Annotated in this window: 20 protein-coding genes; 6 read left to right on the forward strand and 14 right to left on the reverse strand. The window is 32.2% G+C overall.

What is annotated here, in order from left to right; genetic code table 11:
* The first annotated feature begins 1 nt into the window (after position 1).
* From Q1B37_RS13110 to Q1B37_RS13120, 3 genes are all read left to right on the forward strand, one after another.
* Entirely contained in the window at positions 2 to 823 is an 822-nt protein-coding gene (locus Q1B37_RS13110) for an ABC transporter ATP-binding protein (RefSeq protein ID WP_299607069.1), read from the forward strand.
* 373 nt (positions 824 to 1,196) lie between these two features.
* Positions 1,197 to 1,526, forward strand: coding sequence for a hypothetical protein (locus tag Q1B37_RS13115; protein WP_299607070.1), 330 nt, complete (start codon positions 1,197 to 1,199; stop codon positions 1,524 to 1,526).
* Positions 1,527 to 1,599: 73 nt separating this feature from the next.
* Complete coding sequence (locus Q1B37_RS13120) at positions 1,600 to 1,926, forward strand: hypothetical protein (protein WP_299607071.1); 327 nt, start codon at positions 1,600 to 1,602, stop codon at positions 1,924 to 1,926.
* Between the two features lie 300 nt (positions 1,927 to 2,226).
* Here the strand turns inward: Q1B37_RS13120 and ccsA are convergent, their stop codons facing one another.
* The 8 genes from ccsA to Q1B37_RS13160 all read right to left on the reverse strand — a co-directional run bounded on the left by ccsA (position 2,227) and on the right by Q1B37_RS13160 (position 9,448).
* Positions 2,227 to 3,981: a cytochrome c biogenesis protein CcsA gene (ccsA, locus tag Q1B37_RS13125; RefSeq protein ID WP_299899197.1), complete on the reverse strand. Its 1,755-nt coding sequence runs from the start codon at positions 3,979 to 3,981 to the stop codon at positions 2,227 to 2,229.
* A complete protein-coding gene (locus Q1B37_RS13130; RefSeq protein WP_299899199.1) occupies positions 3,971 to 5,290 on the reverse strand; it encodes a cytochrome c biogenesis protein ResB in 1,320 nt (439 codons plus the stop codon). Before Q1B37_RS13130 ends, ccsA begins: the two co-directional genes overlap by 11 nt.
* A gap of 137 nt (positions 5,291 to 5,427) precedes the next feature.
* Positions 5,428 to 5,796 (reverse strand): hypothetical protein, encoded by a 369-nt coding sequence (locus tag Q1B37_RS13135; RefSeq protein ID WP_299899201.1) that lies wholly within the window; start codon positions 5,794 to 5,796, stop codon positions 5,428 to 5,430.
* Between the two features lie 36 nt (positions 5,797 to 5,832).
* A complete protein-coding gene (locus Q1B37_RS13140) occupies positions 5,833 to 6,552 on the reverse strand; it encodes a cytochrome c3 family protein (RefSeq protein ID WP_299899202.1) in 720 nt (239 codons plus the stop codon).
* A gap of 7 nt (positions 6,553 to 6,559) precedes the next feature.
* Positions 6,560 to 7,600 (reverse strand): ferredoxin--NADP reductase, encoded by a 1,041-nt coding sequence (locus tag Q1B37_RS13145; protein ID WP_299607076.1) that lies wholly within the window; start codon positions 7,598 to 7,600, stop codon positions 6,560 to 6,562.
* A 14-nt stretch (positions 7,601 to 7,614) separates the two neighbouring features.
* Complete coding sequence (locus Q1B37_RS13150; protein WP_299607077.1) at positions 7,615 to 8,094, reverse strand: hypothetical protein; 480 nt, start codon at positions 8,092 to 8,094, stop codon at positions 7,615 to 7,617.
* Between the two features lie 17 nt (positions 8,095 to 8,111).
* Positions 8,112 to 8,981 carry a DUF3365 domain-containing protein gene (locus tag Q1B37_RS13155; protein ID WP_299899204.1) on the reverse strand — a complete coding sequence of 290 codons (870 nt, stop codon included), beginning with the start codon at positions 8,979 to 8,981 and terminating at the stop codon, positions 8,112 to 8,114.
* A 38-nt stretch (positions 8,982 to 9,019) separates the two neighbouring features.
* Positions 9,020 to 9,448 carry a globin family protein gene (locus Q1B37_RS13160; protein WP_299899206.1) on the reverse strand — a complete coding sequence of 143 codons (429 nt, stop codon included), beginning with the start codon at positions 9,446 to 9,448 and terminating at the stop codon, positions 9,020 to 9,022.
* Positions 9,449 to 10,024: 576 nt separating this feature from the next.
* On the opposite strand from Q1B37_RS13160, the gene Q1B37_RS13165 reads away from it, so the two are divergent.
* Positions 10,025 to 13,543: a nitrate reductase gene (locus Q1B37_RS13165; RefSeq protein WP_299899208.1), complete on the forward strand. Its 3,519-nt coding sequence runs from the start codon at positions 10,025 to 10,027 to the stop codon at positions 13,541 to 13,543.
* A gap of 1 nt (position 13,544) precedes the next feature.
* The gene (locus Q1B37_RS13170) at positions 13,545 to 14,981 is read left to right on the forward strand and encodes a rubredoxin (RefSeq protein WP_299899210.1); all 1,437 of its coding nucleotides are present in this window, start codon (positions 13,545 to 13,547) and stop codon (positions 14,979 to 14,981) included.
* Between the two features lie 17 nt (positions 14,982 to 14,998).
* Here the strand turns inward: Q1B37_RS13170 and Q1B37_RS13175 are convergent, their stop codons facing one another.
* Positions 14,999 to 15,517, reverse strand: a complete 519-nt coding sequence (locus tag Q1B37_RS13175; RefSeq protein ID WP_299899211.1) for a lipocalin family protein — start codon at positions 15,515 to 15,517, stop codon at positions 14,999 to 15,001.
* Positions 15,518 to 15,659: 142 nt separating this feature from the next.
* Between Q1B37_RS13175 and Q1B37_RS13180 the strand changes: the two genes are divergently transcribed.
* Entirely contained in the window at positions 15,660 to 16,142 is a 483-nt protein-coding gene (locus Q1B37_RS13180) for a hypothetical protein (protein ID WP_299607084.1), read from the forward strand.
* 7 nt (positions 16,143 to 16,149) lie between these two features.
* On the opposite strand, the gene Q1B37_RS13185 is transcribed toward Q1B37_RS13180, so the two are convergent.
* The 5 genes from Q1B37_RS13185 to moaCB all read right to left on the reverse strand — a co-directional run bounded on the left by Q1B37_RS13185 (position 16,150) and on the right by moaCB (position 22,776).
* Positions 16,150 to 17,601: a S41 family peptidase gene (locus Q1B37_RS13185; protein WP_299899213.1), complete on the reverse strand. Its 1,452-nt coding sequence runs from the start codon at positions 17,599 to 17,601 to the stop codon at positions 16,150 to 16,152.
* A gap of 172 nt (positions 17,602 to 17,773) precedes the next feature.
* Positions 17,774 to 19,081, reverse strand: coding sequence for a carboxypeptidase-like regulatory domain-containing protein (locus tag Q1B37_RS13190; RefSeq protein ID WP_299899214.1), 1,308 nt, complete (start codon positions 19,079 to 19,081; stop codon positions 17,774 to 17,776).
* A 229-nt stretch (positions 19,082 to 19,310) separates the two neighbouring features.
* The gene (locus Q1B37_RS13195; protein ID WP_299899216.1) at positions 19,311 to 20,714 is read right to left on the reverse strand and encodes an ATP-binding protein; all 1,404 of its coding nucleotides are present in this window, start codon (positions 20,712 to 20,714) and stop codon (positions 19,311 to 19,313) included.
* 129 nt (positions 20,715 to 20,843) lie between these two features.
* On the reverse strand, positions 20,844 to 21,872 hold the full coding sequence (moaA, locus tag Q1B37_RS13200) for a GTP 3',8-cyclase MoaA (RefSeq protein WP_299899218.1): 1,029 nt from the start codon (positions 21,870 to 21,872) through the stop codon (positions 20,844 to 20,846).
* A complete protein-coding gene (moaCB, locus tag Q1B37_RS13205) occupies positions 21,862 to 22,776 on the reverse strand; it encodes a bifunctional molybdenum cofactor biosynthesis protein MoaC/MoaB (RefSeq protein ID WP_299899220.1) in 915 nt (304 codons plus the stop codon). Before moaCB ends, moaA begins: the two co-directional genes overlap by 11 nt.

The raw sequence follows: 22,776 nt of genomic DNA on the forward strand, positions 1-22,776 counted from the left end.
CATGGAGACAGTTGAAAAGTTAGGAATTAGAAGATCTGATAATGGGTTGTTTGAGGATAAGTATATGTTAGATATATCTCAATTAACTAAGATTTATCCTACTCCAAAAGGAGATTATGTTGTACTTGATGATCTGGATTTAAAAGTAAAACATGAAGAGTTTATTTCTATTATTGGTCATTCAGGTTGTGGAAAATCCACCTTATTGACAATGATAGCAGGTTTAAATCCTATTTCTAGAGGTACAATAATAGCTAATAATGAAACCGTAAGAGGGCCAGGTCCAGATAGAGGTGTTATTTTTCAATCGCCTAGTTTATTGCCATGGATGACAGCATATGATAATGTGATGCTAGGAGTTAAGCAGGTTTTTGCTCATGGCACTAAAAAGGATAGAGATGATATTGTAAAGTATTATCTGTCTAAGGTGGGATTAGAAGATGCTATGTACAAAAAGGCAAAAGAATTATCTCAGGGAATGCAACAGAGAGTCGGAATCGCTAGAGCTTTTGCTTTAAAGCCTAAGGTTTTACTATTAGATGAGCCCTTTGGAATGCTAGATTCTCTGACAAGAGGTGAGTTGCAGGATGTCCTTATAGAGGTTTGGAATCAAGAAAAAATAACTGCGATTATGATTACACATGATGTTGATGAATCTATATTTTTGGCGGATAGAGTAATTATGATGACCAGTGGGCCAAGAGCTAAAGTAGGAGATATCTTAGAAATTGATTTTGAACGTCCACGTTTAAGAAAAGATGTTTTAGAGCATCCAGATTATTATAAATATAGAGAGCATTTGATTGATTTCTTAGAGCATTAGAAGTTAGAAAATAGATACTATTTTTTAAACCTCGTACTATTCCTGATATATAGGAAATAGTACGAGGTTTTTTATTTTATGAGTATTTCGCAAACAATGAATAGGTTTTTTAGGATTATAATTAATACTATTCCATTAATTTTTTTGGATCTTAAATTATCAAAAAGATAATTTATCATGGTTTTTTTTTGTTAAAACATAATTATTTGTGTTTAACCCTATTTTTTTAGGGGTTAAATTGTTTTTATATATGTTTTATATATAGATTTGTATTGTTTTTAAGGGGGTATAAACATAAAAATATATTTAATTTTTAATTTAACCCTTAAAAAAAGGGGGCTAATTTAGATTTTTTTGAAAATAAAAGAAGAATATGAATATTGAAGAATTAATTACTGCGTCAATTACTGAATTTTTAGATGTAGAAGTGCATAGAGATACTGGGAATCTTGATTTTTCGTCTAAAATAGAAATAGTAAAGAAACGTATTACGAATAAGGTGAAAAATAGTCCAGATTCTTATGGTATGGTGAATGGATTGAAAGGATATGAGTATGAAATGTTTTTTAGTAGTAATCCTAATGATATGATTAAAATTGATGGATGGATTCCGATAGATACGGATAGAATTGAAAAAGCAGATAAAATAGAGGAGTATATAGAAATAGGTCTTCTTAGAAAGATAGGGAGTTCCTTAAGTTGATTCTGTTGTTATAAAGATATATTGCTGATTGGCTAGCTTTAAATAAATTATGAACCCAAAAACAAAATGAATTATGAATGTAAATGAATTAATCACAGAGGCTATTACAGAGTTTTTAGATGTGGAAGTAAATGGAGAAACAGAAAATTTGAATTTTGCGTCTAAGATCGAAATCGTTAAAAATAGAATTACCGATAAAGTAAAAAATAGTCCACATGTCTATGGTCTTGCAAAAGATGCAGAGGAGTATGAATATGAGATGTTTTTTAGTAGTAATCCTAATGATATGATTAAAATTGATGGTTGGATGCCAATTGATACTAAAAAGATAGAAATGGCAGACAAGATTACGGAATATATAGAAATCGGTTTGCTTAGAAGAATAGAAAAAGCTGCGTAAGCTTTAACGTTATAGTTCACAACTTTTTGTGAAAAAGTAGGATAAATAAACTTTGTTTAAGTAATATTGGGGTGTAAAACTAATGTTATTATAGGCAAAGTTTATTTTTTTAAGTATTTTTATAATACACTTTTAAAGCAGGGATACCATTATACATCTATATCAAAAAGATTACATTAAAAAATAATATTGATTGGACTTAATCCATAAAAATTTAGTGTTTGAAACCTTAAAGATCTAGTAGCTTTAAGTGTTTCTTGTGTTGCCGGTTATGAGGAGTCATGACCGGCTTTTTTTATTCTAATTAAATCGTTTCCTATAAATGGGTATTATGGAGATTAGCAATGCTATTGGGATGATAATATATATCCAATAAGGAATAGGGAATGGATCTCCTTTGGCGTAGGAATGAAGACCTGATAAATAATAATTTACCCCAAAGAATGTCATAATTAAGCTACTAAGTGCAAATAGGTTACAAACATTAAAAATGTAGATGTAATTTTTTTGGAAAATAATTCTAAGATGTAAGACGAAGGAGTAGATAATAATACTAATCAAAGCCCAAGTTTCTTTAGGGTCCCATCCCCAGTATCTTCCCCAGGATTCATTTGCCCAGATACCTCCTAAAAAAGTGCCTATAGTTAACATGTATAGACCAATTGTGCTAGTAAGTTGATTTGTGTTGGTGAGTCTGTGGATGGTTTTTTCTGCATTAGTGGTATTCCAAAAAACTTGAAAGCACATGATCAAAAGGGTGATTAATGAAAGTAATGATCCTAGTGCCAGAAAACCATAACTGGCGGTTATTACCGCAACGTGTATGAGTAGCCAATAAGATTTAAGTACAGGAACTAAGTTGGTGATTTCCGGGTTCATCAAGCTTCCGTGGGCTATTCCTATCAAACAAATCGCAAGGATAGAAGATGCTGCAGGTGCAAAAGAACTGTTTTTTTGAAAAATAAATCCAGCTAACATTCCAATCCATGCTATAAAAATAGTAGCTTCATAACCATTGCTCCAAGGAGCATGATTTGAGATGTACCATCTAATTATGATTCCCGAACCGTGTGTTATAAAAATTAAAAATATGGCAATCAATATAATTTTGATAAGTTTTTTAAGGAATTTGTTTTGATCTTTGAATATTTGCCAGAAACTTAAAATTATTAGTAGAGTCCCTAGTAAGGAATATCCTATAAGGCACCATAAAAATATTGGGTTGTTGTTAAACCAAATTTCAGTATTTATCTTGTTTTCTGACAGGATGATTGAATCTCCATTCTCTTTCTGAAATTTATTTATAAGTTCAATCGTTTCATCAGGTTTTGTCCAATCATTAGTTTTAATAGCATTAGAAAGATTTTCAAAGTAAGTAGGTATGATTTTATCAAAGAAAAGTTGATCTTCTTTTTGAAAGTTGCTATCTGTATCTATTGGGCAGAGCCATTTCTGATTTGAATCGTTTTTGTCTGGAAAAATTTTTAAGAATTGACCATTAAAAATTCCCCAGATGATGTTTACACGTTCGTCAATTTTGATAATGTCTTTATCAAAAGCAGAACGTTTTCCGGGTGCTTTGGAGTAAGCTTTGTTAACTAAATGTTTTAGTTTGTAGTTTCCTTGAAAATCAAAGAACTGAGAAACACTGCTGTGTCCCGAATTGTTGATTTCAATCAAATGGTTTAATTCATGTATCGCTTTTTTTTCAATTTTTATGAGTTCTAATAATTGCCATGAATCTGGTTTATATTGCATACCAATAAATACCTGAGTAGGGGAGAGCTTTTTTTTATTATGTTCCTTATCTAGATATGTAAACCTACTTTTGCCATAGATTTTTCTTAATAATTCTAGGGATAATGTGCTGATTGGCTTTATTCTGCCTTGGAAATCTTGGATTTGGATTTTGGCAATTTTTTCAGCGTGAATTTCATTGATAAGTTGTCTCTCAATCAGCTCGTATGTTGTTAGATTGTGCAGTTGCTGCCCAGATAGTGATGGTGTAGCGACAAATAAAAAAAGTATAATGCTATAGATAAACTTATTTTTCACGTAGTAGTTTTAATATAAATCCAAAGTATGATGTTCTCCAACATAAACTAAGTAGCATTCCTAATCCTAGTAGGCTATATCCGATATAGGTTATTAGTGTTCCCCAGTAGTCATGATTAACAGACAAAATGGTTCCGCTTTCATCAGGTAAGTAAGCAGATTGAAAAAATCTAAAACCTTTATGATTTAGAACATTATTCATGAAAATGGTATAGTCAAACATGTTATTTTTTTCTTGAATCTGTAGGTTGCTATAAAAGGCCGACGGGCTGTCTGATCCAGGATAGCGTTCCAAAATAAAATCTTTGAGGTATATAGAAAATGGAAGTTGTATGGGTTTGGATCCGTATCTAATATTTAGATGAATACCATTTATGAAAACAGTCTGGTGTGGATTCATATAGCCTGGACCGCCAAATATTGTAGTTTCTAGTTGTTTTTCATCTGATGTGATTAATAATTTAATAGCAGCTTCAGGATTTTTCTTGTCAGCAGTTCTTTCCTTGGACTCAACTGTTAGATATTTGTTTTCTATTACTTCGTTAAAGACTAAAGGAATTTTATTGATTTCGCTAAGTGCTTTAAATTGTAACGGGACTAAACTGTCTTTTGGATACGAACTTGCTTTGTTAAGTGTCATGGAGAAATAGTCAGTTTCTTTTGGGAAAGAAGCTTTCCAAATATCATTTTTCTTAGTAATAAAAATATCTTCAGGTTGTTTGTTCTCGTTTTCGAAAGAGATAGGGATCCCATAAATACTAGTACGATCACCTTTTTTTACATAAAAATCTTTCCGCTCTTCTTTGTCCGCAATTACGATATGCAAGTATGTTGCTCCTGAAGTACTGTCTTTAACTACATAATGCGCTCTGGGAATATATTCTTGAAGTTTTATATTCACTTTTTTATTATCAAAAACGTAATCATTATTAATGTTGTTGAAGCCAATTTCACTCATGTGTATTGGTTTGCTAATGTAGCTTTGATCAAAGGTATCGTTACTTGCTTTAATTTGTAAATGGCTATCAATCGAAATCATACGGTCGCTAGCGGTTTCTTCTTTAATTGTTATTAGAGCTTCGTAACCTCTATATCGAGTGACTCCTGCTCCTAAAATGATGATGATAAAAGCAATATGAAATATGAAAATTGGAGCTTTTTCTAGGCTAAAAAGATTGTATTTTGAAATATTTCCAATAAAGTTAATAGCAAGTAGTAAAACAAGAATTTCAAACCATTTTGCATTGTATACTAAGGCTTTAGCTGTTTCTGTACTGTAGTCATTTTCTATGAAGGTAGCTGTTGCCATCGAAATAGCAAATACAAGAAGTAGTAGCGCACTTGTGCGGTTCGAGAAAAGTATCTTTAAAAGATGGTTCAATATTTATTTTTCTTTAGATGTTTTTTAAGTGCTATTATTTGTTGGTAATAAAGGATAGTACTTTGTTATTCCTGCATTCCTAGGTTAACCCAAGCTTTGATAGTTTCTATAGTACAACTGTCGATTTTTGTTTCTTTTCTGTAGGGCATAGCGATATAACCTTGAGCATGAGTAATCGAACCAACAAGTTGTCCACTTTCTCCCATCTTTTTTAAACTTGGGTAATCAAAAATCTTCACTCTAGATGCTTTTTCTTTGTACACATCAGAGGCATGGCATTTAAAACATTGAATTTCGATTATGGAAGCGATATGTTCGTTATAGGTTAAATTTTCTGGAATATCGCATTCCTCTTTAGGTTCGCCTTTGCAAGAAATTAATGAAATTAATAATACTAAAATTGATACCTGTTTAATAAGATTGGAGAAGTTCATCTTCTGTGTTTTTATGGTTACTAGTACAATGTCAATTTATTTCGTTGTGTATTTCTTTTTCATTTTCAGCCATTCTTCTTCACTTAAAGGAAGATGTTTTTTCTTGTTAGAAAATGGATCTATTCCTCCTTTTAGGTAGGCTTGAATCTGATTTAGAGGTATGGTGTCTTTGATTTTTTCGGCAACCTTATAAATGTGATTTCCATGAAAGTCGTGGCATTGAAGACAAGTGCTCCATTCCTTATTAGCTATTAATTTGTCATGTGGTACATCAATAGGGTCGTTTTTTACTTCTAGGTCATAATGACAGTTTACGCAAAACGTAGCATCTGCAAGAACAACTCTTGTTTCGTTATGTTCTCTATGGCAGGTTTCACATTCAGTAGCATTAATATTTGCAATAGCTTCTTTAAATCGAGGTTCTAGAAATCTATGAGTTGGATGGCGATCATTTGGTCGATCATGACACTCCATGCATTTTTTGTTGTCTACATTTTCGGTGCCGAAGTCTGCCATGGTTTTGCGCATTCCAAAAGTGTAGGAGATGTTGGATTGTAACTGCTGTACTAGGTTTCCTTTTGCATCAGTATGACATGCATTACATGATAATCCTTCATGACCAGTATTCATAGGTCCTAAGCTCAGGTATTCTTCTGATTGTTTTAAGGGAAGAATAATGTAAATTATAATTCCGATTGCGATTCCTATTAAAGAGCCAATTCGTTGTCTTTTTCTTAATGGATTTTTTTTGAACATAAATTAATTAATCCTTTATGAAGCTGATGCTTACATTATTGCTTTTTGGAAAGCTTATGCAGGTTAGTATATCACCATTAGCGACTTCTTCATCTGATAACAAATGACCGTCGATCATCTTTACTTCTCCTTTGATACATTTTGCTTTACAGCTACTGCACATGCCTGATCTGCAGGAATAAGGGAGTAGTATGTTTTCTGATAAGGCTGCTTGTAATATGGTTTTGTCTCCAGCAACACTTATTTCGTGTTTCTTTTTTTCGTCATATATAATTACGTTGCTAATAAGGTCTTTTGCGTTACTCGATGTGATGAAATTGGCGTTAAAAGCTTCGAGTTTGATTTGATTTCTTTGGATTCCGTGTTGCGCTAATATTTCCTTGGCTTTATCCATAAAACCCTGAGGTCCACACATCATATATTTTCCTAAATTGTAAGTCAGGTCATGATTGTGAATAATTTCTGTAATTAGTTCTTCATTAAGAAGATCTTGATGGTAATTTGGTTGATCAGAAGTGCTTTTTTCTAGTATATGCTCAACCTTTAGACGTTTTGGATGATTCTCGCTAAGATCTTCTAATGCTTTTTTGAAAATGATAGACTCTTCATTTTTATTAGCGTAAATTAATAAGATATTCGATAAAGGTTCTTTTTCTATTACTGTTTTGATAATAGAGAAAATTGGAGTGATACCACTTCCTCCTGCAAAAAACACATAATGATGTTTTGCATTTTTGTCTGGTTCTATAAAAAAACTCCCAGCTGGTTTTTCGATCTCTATTTTTTGTCCTGCGGACAATTGTTCGCATATATAATTAGATACTAAACCCTTTTGAACTTTCTTAACAGTAATTCTCAGGAACTTGTCTGTAAATGGACTGCTACTAAAGGAATAGGCTCTTTTTTCAATTTTATTTTTAATGGGGATTTTGACAGTGAGAAATTGACCAGCTTTATATTTTATTTTATTGAAGAAACCTCCTTTGTTAAGGATCACACTTACTGCATCATCGGTTTCGTGAATTATTTCTTTTACGGTTAATTGCATAAGATCTTATTTTATTATTCATAATAGAATACAACGCCCACATGAAAAACTACTAAAAACGTAATAACGACGGATAAGAGAACATGTGTAACCATCCAGGATTTGAAAATCCACTCTTTTTGGCTTTTTATAATATCAAGGTTAATAGTGCCTAGTATCATATTTATGAAAAAAATATAAGAAAGTAAGGCAAGATATCCATAGCCAAATTCTAACGCGTGTATATAAAAGAATATCGGAGATAATACACCAATCCATTTATGTAATAAACTAAAACGGATGGAGTGTTTCATCAGTTTTTTTGATGTTCTGGTCAAGGTGAGTATCCATTGGAAAACTATAAAAGCTCCAACAAATACTCCGGACCAGCGTTTATATCGTTCATTTAGTTGAAGTTCATAAAGCCATTGCCACTTTATATCTAGCGCAAACTGAAGTATATAAAGAGCAAATAAAACAAACCCAATTAATACGAAGCTATATGATTTCTTCACTGTGTTTACGATATTTTTTAATTAGCAGCTAAACCTTTGGTTGTTTTATTTTTGTCTGTATCGGCTAATAATAGTTTTTCAAGACTATGATAAGAAGCTAATTTTCTTACACTATCGATGAAAACTTCTGCTGTAGGAAGGTAAAAACCTTTAGAAGGCCATTGGTTCCCAATTTGAGGTTTTGTGCTGTCAACTTTAAAGGCTGCTATTTCTTCTAAATATGCGTTATAAATCGCTTTTGTTCCATTTCTGTAAGCGTTAATAACTCCTATTGCTTCCTTGTAAGACAGAGAATCTGAAGGGTATTGCCAAGTCGTTGCTCCCATGACATCGCCTAATTTCCAATCCGTTTTTGTAGTACTTTTATGATCGTTATGACAGTTTACGCATGGTGCTGCTACCGCAAGATCAGCAAACATAGAAGTGTAAAGTTTTTGATCTTCTTCGTAAAAATGTTGTGGTTTTTGATTTGCTTTAATTTTTTTGAAAAGTTCTGCTTGTTTTCCCTGAAACTTATTAGATGCGTTGATCGGAAAATCAGAGCCTAGATATAACCCTAGAGGAACATCACTTTTTCTGATGTCTGAAGAGATTCCTCGTAAGAATAATGCAGGAAGAGGTCCAGCTTCAACTTCATCGTCTTGCCAATCCTCGTCAAATTTTAAACCTTGCTTTTTACCTGCACCTACAATTCCTTTAGTGTATAGTGTTCTGGTAATATCATTTTCTTCGGCAACCAGAGTAAGGATATCTGCGACTGCGAATACTTTATCTGAAGGTCCGTTTTCTGAAGAAGTCTCTTCAGGAACTCCACCGCATGATTGCGTTAAAAATATGATAGAGCTTATCATTGAGAAAAAGATTCCCTTTGTTTTTAGATGATTCATTGTGTTGTGTTTTAATGTTGGTAATTTCTATTGTAAGGCTACGCTACTTCTCCGTATGCTGCAGTTTTCATAACTGATGCCATAACTCCATATGTTTCTGCCCAAGCTGCTTCTACTTCTGGAGTAAAGTCATCTCCAAGACCAACAGATAGTGTGCTAAGTAGTGCTGCTCCTACAGTATCGTAATGAGAAGATTCTACTTTGTAGTCTACGTGTCTTTTTCCTAAATCTTGTAAAATAGGTATAAGTCTGTCTAAATTAGTTAATCCTGCTACAGCTGAAGATAGCATGGTCATGAGTTTGTTCCCTTGACCTTTCATCGCTTCTGTGTCATTCGCTGGGAATATCTTCTTTAGTTCAGGATCTAGTTCGAACAATTTATTGTAAAAAATTTCTGCAGCTGTCTCTGCTATTGGAGCGACTTTACTAAACGAGGTTTGTACCAATTCAATTGTGCTTTTTTCCATGATTACATTTTTTAAGTGAAATTTTAGACGATGTTATTAAGTATTAATACTTAATTATTTTTCAAATATATCTGAACTAAGGAATAAATGCAAATGAGTATAATTCAGTAAATTATATATTTAGGTATTTATTTTGTTTATAATTAGTTTAAAAGTAATTAATTATTAATATTTTAACTTATTTTATTAAGAATTATCTAATTTGTGTTTTGCAAAATGAGACTTGTATAAAAATAAGTGTTAATACGTATAAATCGTAGTTTTGTTATAATCGTAATATTCAGTGTTTTTTTTGTAAAATCGATAATTTATGATTTTAGAAATACAATATTTTTTCTTAGGTGATTTTTGTTTTTTTATGCTTTAACAACCTTTAAATGTTATGAAAACAAAGTTTTGTGTTGAAAATTGCTGAATCAATGAACCACTTTTTTTTAAATATCATTTTTTATCAGTCATCTTTTATGGATTCCATAATTAACAAGTGTATTCTTATATATAGATGTCAATTCTGATTTCAATTTAAGTAATTATACTTAATTTTGTGTTTCTATATAATTTTAACGAAAACTCTTTATGGCTTTTAAATCGTATAAAACTACTTGTTCGTATTGTGGTGTTGGTTGTGGAATAATAGCAAAGAAAGATGCGAAGGGTGTAATTACTGTAGAAGGAGATCCGGATCATCCGGTAAATAGAGGTATGTTATGCTCTAAAGGGATGAACCTACATCATGTAGTTCAGGATAAAAGCGACAGAATCTTATATCCTCAGATGCGATGGAGTAAAGGGCATGAACTTCAGCGAGTATCTTGGGATAAAGCTTTAGACAGAGCAGTGGCGGTTTTTAATACCATTATAGATAAATACGGGCCCGATAGTGTAGGCTTTTACGTTTCTGGACAATGTCTTACTGAAGAGTATTATTTGGTAAATAAACTGACCAAAGGGTTTATAGGAACCAATAATATTGATACGAATTCGAGGTTATGCATGAGCTCTGCAGTAGTTGGATATAAACAAGCACTTGGAGAAGATAGTGTACCTATTGCCTATGAAGATATAGAACTGGCAGATTGTTTTATGATAGCTGGAGCTAATCCCGCTTGGTGTCATCCAATTTTATTTAGAAGAATTGAAGCTCATAAAGAGAAGAATCCTAATACTAAAATTATAGTAGTAGATCCAAGAAAAACACAGTCTTGTGATATCGCTGATTTACACTTGCAAATTATCCCTGGTACCGATGTTGTCTTATATAATGCTATAGCTAAAAGATTAATCGATCGTAGAAAGATGGACAAAAGTTTTATAGCGAATCACACAGATAATTTTGATCAATTAAAAGAATCTTTGCAGTCAACTTCTTTAACGGAGGCTGCAAAAATATGCGGAGTAACGGTTGCCGATATTAAAAAAGCTGCTTCTTATATTAGTAATGCCAAGGGATTTATTACGCTATGGGCTATGGGATTAAATCAAAGCTCAATTGGTGTTAATAAGAATAACGCATTATTAAATCTGTCATTACTTACGGGGCATATCGGCAAACCAGGATCAGGGCCATTTTCACTAACTGGTCAACCTAATGCAATGGGTGGTAGAGAAGTAGGAGGTATGGCTAATTTACTTGCAGCACATAAGGATTTAGCTAATCAAGAACATAGAACAGAAGTTGCTAATTTTTGGGGAGGAAAAGAAATTTCTGGAAAACCTGGATTAACAGCTACAGAAATGTTTGATGCTTTAGAAAGCGGCAAATTGAAAGCAGTATGGGTAATCTGTACAAACCCATTGGTAAGTCTTCCTAATGTGAACAAAGTAGAAAAAGCACTAAAAAATGCAAAATTCGTCGTAGTTCAAGATATATCATATCGCTCTGAAACCTTAGAATATGCTGATCTTATTCTACCAGCAGCAGGTTGGGCAGAGAAAGAAGGTACCATGACTAATAGTGAACGTCGTATTACATATTTAAATAAAGTAGTAGATCCTCCTGGAGAAGCATTGCCTGATGCCGAAATTCTTTGGAAGTTTGCTCAACGAATGGGATATAGAGGGTTTGATTATACTTCTGCAGAAGAAGTGTTTAAAGAACACTGTCAGTTGACTAAGGGTACTAATATTGATATTACTGGGTTGAGCTATGAAAGATTAAAAAATGAAGGTAGTTTTCAATGGCCAGTACCAGAAAGTAATCACTCGGGAACTGCACGCCTTTTTGAAAATAAAAAGTTTTATACCGATACAGGAAATGCAAAATTTGTTGTACCAAGATTTACAAAACCGACTTCAGAATTGTTAACGGAAAGACATCCTTTAATATTAACAACAGGAAGAGTTCGTGATCAATGGCATACGAGGACTAAAACAGGAAAAGTAAATAGACTCTTAACGCATATTCCTCATCCTTTTTTAGAGATCAATCAGGTAGATGCTTTTCTTCGAAATATAAAGGATGGTGATATAGCAGTGGTTGAGAGCAAACGGGGTAAGGTTCAGGTAAAAGTAAAGGTAAGTGATACTATTGGAAAAGGAGTTGTATTTCTTCCTATGCATTGGGGGAAAGTATTAGGGAATGATTTTGGTAGAGCAAATAATTTGACTACCAGTATTATAGATCCCATCTCAAAGGAGCCAGATTTTAAATTTTCCGCAGTACAGGTGTCTAAATTTGTAAAGGAAAAGCAGAAAATTTGCATTATCGGAGCTGGTACTGCAGCATATCGTTTTATTCAAACATATAGAGAGCATAATAAAGAAGACGATATCATAGTTTTTTCCAAGGAACCATATCCTTTCTATAATCGTGTGTTACTTCCAGAATATGTAAGTGAAGAGTTGACATGGGAGCAATTACAAAAAATGAGAGAAGGGAGCATGGAATCTCTCAATGTAACCTTGTCTACAAGTAATCCAATTACCGAAATTAATAGAGAAGAGAAATACTTAATTGATAGTAAAGGTGATAAACACAATTATGATATCGTTTTGATGGCTACAGGAAGTAGAGCATTTGTACCTAAAGAAGTCCCAATTCACTTGCCGGGAAGGTTTACTATGAGGGATAGAGGAGATGCAGACAAATTAAAAAAATATCTAGATGATAGTGGATTGCCAGAAAATGAGCAACACGTTACCATTGTAGGAGGAGGTTTATTAGGACTTGAATTAGCTGCAGCCCTAAGAAAAAAGGATGTCAAAATTACAATTATACAGAGAGGTAGTAGATTAATGGAACGGCAGTTAGATATAATAGCCAGTCGTTTGCTAGCTGAAGATGTAAGAGAAAAAGGTATTCAAATTCATTTTGATAACGAAGTGGATACAGTCTTCAATCAGGATTCTGGAGCCTTATTGGTAAATCTGAAATCTGGTAAATCATTTAGTTGTAATGCAGTAGTATACTCTATAGGTACTATTCCGAATATAGATTTAGCCAAAGCTGTTGGAATAGATTGCAGACGCGGAATATTAGTAAATCAATATTTGCAATCAAATGATCCTAATATTTTTGCGGTTGGTGAGATTGCGGAATTCGAAGGGAATTTGTTCGGAATTACTGCGGCTGCGGAGCAGCAAGCAGATATTGTAGCTAAATACCTGTTAGGAGATTTTAGCGCAATTTACAGAGGATCCGTGTTTATGAATATTTTGAAGTTCGAAGATTTAGACTTGTGTAGTATTGGTAATATAGATATGCCAAAAGATGATCCATCGTATGAAGAAGTGATATTTATGGATGTTGGTAAAAGGTTTTATAAAAAATGTATTGTTAAAAATGACTGGTTAGTAGGAGCTATTTTGATGGGAGATAAAAGCGAGTTTGCTGATTTTAAAAGGCTCATCGAAGAAAAAATCGAACTCTCTGAAAAAAGAGAAGAGTTACTTCGATCTTCGCAACCAGATGAACCTGTACTAGGTAAATTGATCTGTTCTTGTAGTCAGGTTGGAGAAGGTAATTTAGAAGAGGCAATAAAAGGAGGATGTGAGGATTTTTCTGAATTATGTACGAAAACAGGAGCAGGATTAGGATGTGGTAGTTGTAAACCAGAAGTAAAAGAAGTATTGAATAATGTAATGCAATTAGCTTAGTATGGAAGATTTTATGCATAGAGTAAATATAAAAGGTGGAATTTTATCACCAAGTGAATTGCAACGAATTATCCTGTATGCAGAGGATTTAGGATTAGATACCTTTCATTTTGGATCTAGACAGGATATTATTTTCCCTTCCAAAGATCAAAATGGAAAATTAGTCGAGGAAAAAGAATCTTTTAAACCAGATTTTTTTGCACCAGAAGTAGAGCAAAATATAAGTTGCTCCTATGTGTCTATTGATATATTTAATTCTACCGTTTGGCTTCGAGGGACTACCTATCTCTATATTTTAGAGCAATTTAGATACAAACCAACACTAAAAATTAATATTTCGGATCCTCAGCAACAGATGGTTTCGTTGTTTTCTGGAGATCTTAACTTTATTGCTTCCACACATGAAGATTACTGGTATTTGTTTTTGAAATTACCAGGATGGGAAGAGGTTTATTATCCAGTATTGATCTATACCTGGGATATAGCGAAAGTAGCTGAAGAAATTGAAAAGATTTATAAAAAGGTCAATAATGTAGATGAGTTATTCCAGTTTTTAAATGAAAGTATTGATACTAATAATAGAACCATAGAAAAGCCTTTAGGTGTTGGTTTTAAGCCATTTCCTTATTATGAAGGGATGAATAAAATGGGGATCAATCAGTATTGGTTGGGATTGTATTGGAGAAACAATAAATATGATCTCAAGTTTTTGAAAGCGTTATGTGAATTTTGTATAGAATATCGCATCGGGAAAATATGTTTAACTCCGTGGAAGTCATTTATTATCAAAGGAATTCCAAAGGAATGTAAGTTGGCATTAGAAAAGCTTTTAGGACAATTTGGTATAAATGTAAGGCATTCTGCTCTAGAGTTAAATTGGCATTTACCAGTAGGAAGTCAGAAAGCATTAGATCTAAAGAAATTTTTGGTCATGAATTTTGATCAAAACGATATTAGTACCTACGGGATGACTTTTGCGATAAGTATACGTAGAAAACAAAAAAGATATTTTACTTCAGTTGTTATTGAAGAAAATAAAACTCCAGATGCTGTAAAAGATTTTGTGATTAGACCTACGTACAATGTTTTATATGCTAAGAACTTTGATCCTAATACCAGAAAGTATATTGTGTACGCACAAGATATAGATCAAATGGATCTACCAGGGATTTTATTAGAGCTAACCAAAACCTATTTTCAAAACTTAGGAGAAGGAGATGATGAAAGCTATACAGGAAGTCCTGCTAAAAAAGAAAAAACAGAAATAGAGGTTTATCAATGTAAGCATTGTCAGACTATATATGACCCATCTATCGGAGATATGGTATCAGGAATTTCGTCAGGTACGAATTTCTCAGAACTTCCTGAAACATATCAATGTCCGTTATGTGATGCTCCAAAAGAAGATTTTGAGAAAATGACCTTAGAGGTGGTTTAATAGTCTATTTCTTTTTCTTATTTATTATGGAAATCTCTATTAGGAACGTCAATATCTTCCTGAACATATAAATCTGTAATTGATCTTACCTGACCCGAAAATTGAGCATGTCTGTATTTAAGCTCTAAGCTGTCTTTAGAAAGGTATGTTATTTGAAAGAATTTATAATTTTTGTCTGTATTCAGGAGTTCTGGAAGTTGATCACTGGTTACCTTAATAAAGTAATGTCCTTTTTTATTTTGAATGATCTCCCAATCTGCCTTTAACGAAGGTCCACAGTCTTTTTGAGTGTCGTTATTATCTTTAACGGTCATATTAGGGAAATAAGTATTCCTGTAGGTTAGAAAACAACCAGCCATATTCATTCGAGTTCCATCATTATATCGTTTAGCAATTTTCCATGTTTTACCAGAGGTTCCGGAAACTAATTCTATGGCATTTTTTGGTATTTGATAAGGTGTTTTAGGTTCGTCAGCGCAAGAATTCAAGATCACTCCAAAAGAAAGTAATAGTACTATTAAGAAAAATTTATTCATGTTCTGTTGTTAAAGATTTTATAGTGATTTCATAGGTATGCTTTCATCAAATACTATTCCTGTTTTTTATAAATATCTATGCACCATTTATAAATATATCTAATTTTTATAACTAAGTTCGCAAATACCTTTTTTGTTACCCATGAAAGCAGCTACTGTAAGAGAACTTAAAATAGAATTAGAGAATTCTTCTCCACAAGAACTAGTAGCACTATGTTTACGTTTGTCCAAATTTAAAAAGGAAAACAAAGAACTATTGACTTATTTACTTTATGAAGCTTCAGATGAAAGAAATTACATTTTAGAAGTACAAAAAGAAATATCCAATGAATTCGATCTTATTAATACTAAGAATTATTATTACATTAAAAAAAGTGTACGTAAGATATTAAGGAACAGTAAGAAATATATAAGATATTCCGGTAAGAAAGATACAGAAGTTGAGATAATGATTCATTTCTGTACCGAGCTAAAACAAATTCAACCTTCTATTTTTAACAATAAAGTTCTTTCAGGTATTTTTAGTAGACAAATAGCAAGTATACGAAAGGTTATAACTACACTACATGAGGATTTACAATACGATTATAATCAATTATTAGATTCTTTACTTGATGAAGAATAGTGGTTCTCTAGCCTTTTATCAATCTCAAAATATAATCTAACTGAGCATCTTTCCCTTTTATTAAGTCATCTACAGAAATTGATATCGCTCTATCAGGTATTACTCCAGAACCATTAGGAACATTTTTATCTTTTACGTAATGTTTTATTTTTTCCATAGACATTATCATCATTATTTTGGAATTAGGTAGTTCATAATAAACTGGGAATTGACCAATATGGGAATAATAACCACCTCCTGTTTCTTCTCCAACCAAAAGTATATCGGGATCATTTTTAGCTAAAAGAGCTAACGCAGAACCAGCAGAAAAGGTAGTACCGCTTGCAAGAACATAGGTTTTACCTTTAAATCTATTTTTATCTGGTACCATTATAGTTTCTAGATCATCAAAATCTAATTTCCAACCATCTGAAGTAGGGTGATGATAAAACTTGTCTTTTAAGAATTCTTTTTCACCAAATGTTCTGGTAGCATAAGATTTTTCAGGTATTTCTAAAGAGGAAACAAACGTACTAGTTCTTTGTTTGAATAGTTTATTGGTAACTAAAGAAAATAGATGCACTGAATTAGGTCGGAAACCTCCATCATTCTGGCGTATGTCAATAATTAAATGCTTTATTTTTTTCTTATTGATCTCTTTAAAGAGTTTTATTAAACGAGATTTGAAAGCACTAATGTCTACTCCAAAAGAATTGACAACGAGAACAGCAGTTTTTAAATCTTTTTTGTAATAAACAAAAGGTTCTTTATTATTAATATGTTTAGAGAAAAAAGCTACTTTATCCTTAGCATCATGATAGTTAGAGAAATAAGAGCTTCTGTTAATATTTCTATGTTTCACATTTACAAAAGATTCTGCAGGAAGCGTGATAACTTTTTCAGTACCACTTGGTTCTATATATTTGATGGTATACTCTTTCTGTAATCCATATTCATAGATATAGAATAAGCCAAATTTTAATTCAATATCCCTATATTTTCTAGTTAGATTATGACCGTCACTAGGAGCATATTTTTTTAAATCGTCTAAAATTTTAACAGTAGAGATATCATTAATATGGGTTATTTTGGAACCTATAGGAATTCCAAAATCATCTGTGTCTACGTAAAAATCTGACTGAATAATTTTTATAATCACAGGAAAATAATACTGAGTGCTTTTTACCGTATTTGGTGCAAATAGCATTAAATGACCATCTTTTACCTGATCTGTTATATACTGCATCTTCTTAAATAATTCGATATCTGTAATCTCTTCAGAGAATGAATCTTGTGTGTTATCTACTAAAGAATCAAATGTTACTTCATCGATATAATCATACAAACTTGGATGACCTTTTTTAAGAATATTTTGGAATATTTTAAAGTCCTCTTTTGCTTTGGTTAATGTTATTTTTTTTTGAGCAAAAAGCGAGGTAGATATTAGAATAAAAGATACCATGTACCCAATATGATTCATATGATAAATTTTGTGTATACTACGTTTAAAGACACTTCTTTAAAAAAGATGTGACATTTTGTTTTCCTATCGTGTAAAAATAATAAATCTGTTTTGTGAATATTTATAGTACAGCATAAAAAAAACAGGTACTTTATTAGCACCTGTTTTTATTATAACTTTAAAGCGAAATTTAATTTAGCTTTCGTAGCTGCTTTTTGATTTTTTTGATAGCAGATTCAATTGACTTTTCTGGTTCAATCACGTTGTACTCTCCCCAAAATTCTGGATCCGAAAATCCGGAGGCTTCATCACTAATAACAACAGAAGATTTTAAACGATCCTTAAATTTAAGGTTTTCATTATCTGGGTTCTTTTTCCAATCTGTAACAGCCATTTCTATATTTAACTTATAGGTAGAGTTAAATAATCTCTTTTTCCAGTTTACCTTAAATACTAAATCAATTTTTCCATAACCGTAGTACCATTTACCGTTTTTCTCTCTATAATTCATATTATAAGTAGCAACTGTTGGGTATACTTTGGCTCTCGATGGTTTTTTTCTAACAAAAAGTTTACTGGCCTCTTCTCTGTCTTCAAGATTCAAGCTAAATTCAGCTTTGGTTAATGCCAAGGTTTCAGAATCAATATATAGCTTTCCATAATAGTAAAGATCTTTTATATAAGGCTTTTGTTTAAAGTCTAATACATAAATATAGCGATCATTGATATTGGTAGAATTTCCAAAAGTAAAATCATATATATTTAATATATCCTCTGTAAAAAGAAGATCAGGGTTTTTCATTACATCAATAAATAAAGTACTAGATGGTCCTCCTTGAAGCTTAAGGGTAAGTGTATCTAACTTTTTGTAATCCGCACTTTTTCTTGCTTTGTATAGTTTAATTACATCATTTTTATCCGAGGAATAGGGTTTTTTATAGACATCTACTACGGCTTCGGAAAGGGATACATACTTTCTACGTTTTTTGATGGTTTCTCTATAAAATGCGGTCATAATGGTATTATCATTTTGATAATTTGTACCACGCTTTTTCATAACTGCTTTTATAAGAGCTTCAGGATCTCTAGGATCAATGTTTACTGCTGTTAATTCTGTTATGGTAGCAGTTAACTTAATTTTAGCGTTATTTCCTTGTAATGAAGAAAGAGAAACTATTTTGTCTTTATAACCTAAAAACGAAACAGTAATATTTGTACTCGAGCTGTTCTTTGGAACTTTCAATAAAAATTCACCTTCAGCATTTGTAATTGTAGATATGTTAGTTCCATTTAATGAAATGGTAGCTGATACCAAAACATCATTAGATTGTTGGTCTACTACAATTCCTTTATATTCATCATAAGTATTACCCGCTTGAATCCCTGTATCTTGAAAAAAACTAAACGCTTGAAGCTGATGGGTATGTCCTACTATTAAAAATAAACTAAGCAAATAGAAAAGATGCTTTTTGCTTAAAAAAGTATTTTTTTTATTCATAACAAATTTATTCAGTTAATAATTTCATTCTTTAGTATTGGAGGTAGAATGCTAATTATACAATATACTAAAATTACCAATGAGATTTTGACTATAATAGTTAAAAATGAGCCAATTATATATTTTTAAGATCTTTATGAGCTTTTCGAAAACATTGATATTTTCGGGTTAGACGGAAACAGTTGGTTTTCATTTCAAAAAAAAGAATTAAAAAAATAAAATAAGAATTCTAGTGATATCCACTATGATCTCCGAACCAATTTTTGAGTTTTATATTTAATATTTCTGTAGTAAACGGTTTTGTGATATAATCATCCAAACCTTTTGCTATAAAGCGTTCGGCGTCTCCTGGCAAGGCATTAGAAGTAATAGCGATCACTGGTGGTACTTTTTTATATCCTTGTCTTATTAATTTACAGGTTTCTACCCCATCCAATTCAGGTAGATTAATATCCATTAATATAAGATCATAGGTGTCTTCTTCAAACATCTCCAAGGCTTTTCTTCCCGTTTTAGCAACATCAGCAGTACAACCGAGATATTTAAGTATTTGTTTGGATACAAGTATATTAGTGTCAGAATCCTCTACTAATAAAATATGAAGATTAAATTTTTGATCTTTACTCTTGTCAAAAGCCTTTTCTACATCTGGAATAATAGCTTCTGATACTTTTGTTTTAAAGGTGAACCAAAAATTACTTCCTTTTCCTAATTCGCTACTTACTCCAAGTTTTCCATTAAGTAAGTCAACAAGTTTTTTACTGATAGTAAGCCCTAAACCAGTTCCTTCTCCGACAAGTAGTTCATTATTATGTACTTGACTGAATCTTTTAAAAAGGGATGCCTGATCACGTTTACTAATTCCAATTCCAGAATCTATAACTTCTATCTTTATGGTAAGATCATCATTCTTTTTGTTTACCAAAGAAGATTTTACTCTAATCGTTCCTTCATTGGTGAATTTTACTGCATTACCTATTAAGTTGGAGATAACTTGCGTAAGTCTTTTATCATCTGCATAAATTTGCTCGGGTAGTTCATCCGAATATTCTGATACTATATTGATTCCTTTAGCCTTACTATTGGCTAAAAACAAATCAACATTTTGATTAACTAATTTTTTAAAGTTAATGGCTTTCGGTGAAAGGGTAAACTTTCCTGCTTCCATTTTGGATAGATCAAGAATCTGATTTAATATATCCAGAAGATTTAGAGAAGACTGGTGTATGGTAGTCACATATTCCTTTTGTAAATCATTTAATGAAGTGTTTTTAAAAAGCAAATCGATCATTCCAATAACTCCGACCATAGGAGTTCTGATTTCATGACTCATGTTTGCTAAAAAATCTTGTTTGAATTTAGAGGCTTGTAGAATCTGTTTATTTTTTTCTTTTAATTTATCTAAATTACGACCACCGAACATCGCAAATAGTCCAAGAAAAAATGGAGCCGTATCTATAATATAGTGAATAGGGTAATTTTTCTGTACAAAAATGATAGCTTCCCAAGAAAATTCTTGCCCCAATTTTACAATATCAATAGAAGTTGCAAGTATCGGAAATACGCATCCAAACAATACTCCGTAAAGAGCATATTTAGCTGCTTCAGATTTTAACCACGATTTTTGATTCATAGATGGTTTATTAACGACAATCTTATGTTAGTTAATCATCCGATAAGGATAGTTTGGGGCCTTAATGGGATATGTGGTTAAATATAGTGGTTTTTTTGTAAATGGATGAAAATATTGATTGATAGGGACTTAACCGCCAATACTAATCATACTTCTATTTTGGGTGTGTAATGCAGGGTTTTCTAGTTTTTCTGAGGTGTCCATTCCACCTCGAGACTTAAATTTATGTTGTAAAGCATTTTGAATTATTGGAGCTAGAGGCTTTTTATCTCTTAGGGGCTGTAATAAGGAGAATTCATTTCCAGAAAACAAGCAATTTTTCAATTTCCCATCTGCCGTGAGGCGAATACGATTACAAGTATCACAAAAAGGATTAGTTACAGAACTAATGATAGCAAATTGACCTTGGTAATTATTGATCTTATAATTTTTGGAAGTATCATTTGGAAGATCTTCTAATCTAGAGAGTTGTAATGGAAAGGTGTAATGTATTCTATCTAAAATTTCCTGAAGAGACACTAATTTCTCCATGTTCCATTGATTCCCATCAAACGGCATAAACTCTATAAAGCGTACAGTAATATTTTGATCTTTTGTAAGATTAATGAAATCTATAATCTCATCGTCATTGAAATTCTTAATAAGAACAACGTTTAGTTTTATTGCAAAGCCTTCGTTATGAAACAACTGTATGGTATTCCAGACTTTGTCAAATTCATTTCGTCTTGTTATTTTCTCAAATTTATTCTTTTGCAAAGAATCGATACTAATAGTTATAGTTTTAATATTATTTTCTTTCAAAAGAGGAATAAAACGATCTGCTAATACGCCATTTGTGGTAATTCCAATTTCTACAGGTAAACTTGCTAGGCGTTCTAATATGAGCGGAAAATCCTTTCTAACCATGGGTTCACCACCAGTTAATCTTATTTTCGTAACACCAAAATCAACAAACCCTTTTGCAATTTCATAAATCTCATCTGAGGTCATTAAATGTTTTTGGGGTGTTAGCGGAATTCCATTGGCAGGCATACAATAAGTGCATCTTAGATTACACTTTTCTGTTAGTGAAATTCTGAGGTATGTATGCTTACGCCCAAAATTATCTGTTAATATGTTCTTATTATTTGTATTCAAATCTTCTTTGTTAATTTCCATAGTGTTTAGCGCCTTTCAATACACGGAAAGTATGCAAAAGGGCAGGAAATATAGCTTCCATTGATTCTTTTGCTCCATTAGTAGAGCCTGGTAATGCTAGCACAATCGCTTCTCCAATAACTCCAGCAACACTTCTAGAAAGCATAGCGTAAGGCATACGATTTTGACCGTAGTTTCTAATCGCTTCTTCGATTCCTGGAATTCTTCTTTCTATTAACGGGCTGATAGCTTCAGGTGTAACATCTCTTGGAGATAATCCCGTGCCACCAGTAAAGATGATAAGGTCATTACCAGCATTGTGCAATTCTTTTACTTGTTTTTGTATTTCATCTTTTTCATCTGGGATGATAATATATTTTTCTACAGTCACTCCACATTCTTCTAGTTTCTGAATAATAGCTTTACCAGCTTTGTCTTCTTTTTCACCAGCAGAAATAGAATCCGAACATACTACAACTCCTGCAGTATAAGGTTCTCCATTATCCTTATAACTAGATTTTCCTCCTTTTTTACTAAGAAGCTTAATTTCTTTGATTTCTACGTTTTTATCTACCGGTTTAAGCATATCATACATAGTAAGAGCCACCACAGACGCACCATGCATTGTCTCAACTTCGACACCAGTTTTGTAGATAGTTTTAACTGTCATTTCAATAACAATCTCAAGGTTATTTACTTTGTAATCTACACCAGTATATTCAATAGGTAGTGGATGACAGTCAGGTATGATATCACTTGTTTTTTTTACCGCAAATAAACCAGCAGTTTTAGCCATTTCAAAAACATCTCCCTTAGGAATAGATTTGGATATAATCGCTTCTATTGTTTTTGTACTACCAACTTTTACAATAGCTTGGGCTGTTGCAATTCTTAGGGTGTTATTTTTATGTGTAATATCTACCAT

It is taken from the genome of uncultured Aquimarina sp. (assembly GCF_947492965.1).
In the GTDB taxonomy this organism is placed as follows: domain Bacteria; phylum Bacteroidota; class Bacteroidia; order Flavobacteriales; family Flavobacteriaceae; genus Aquimarina.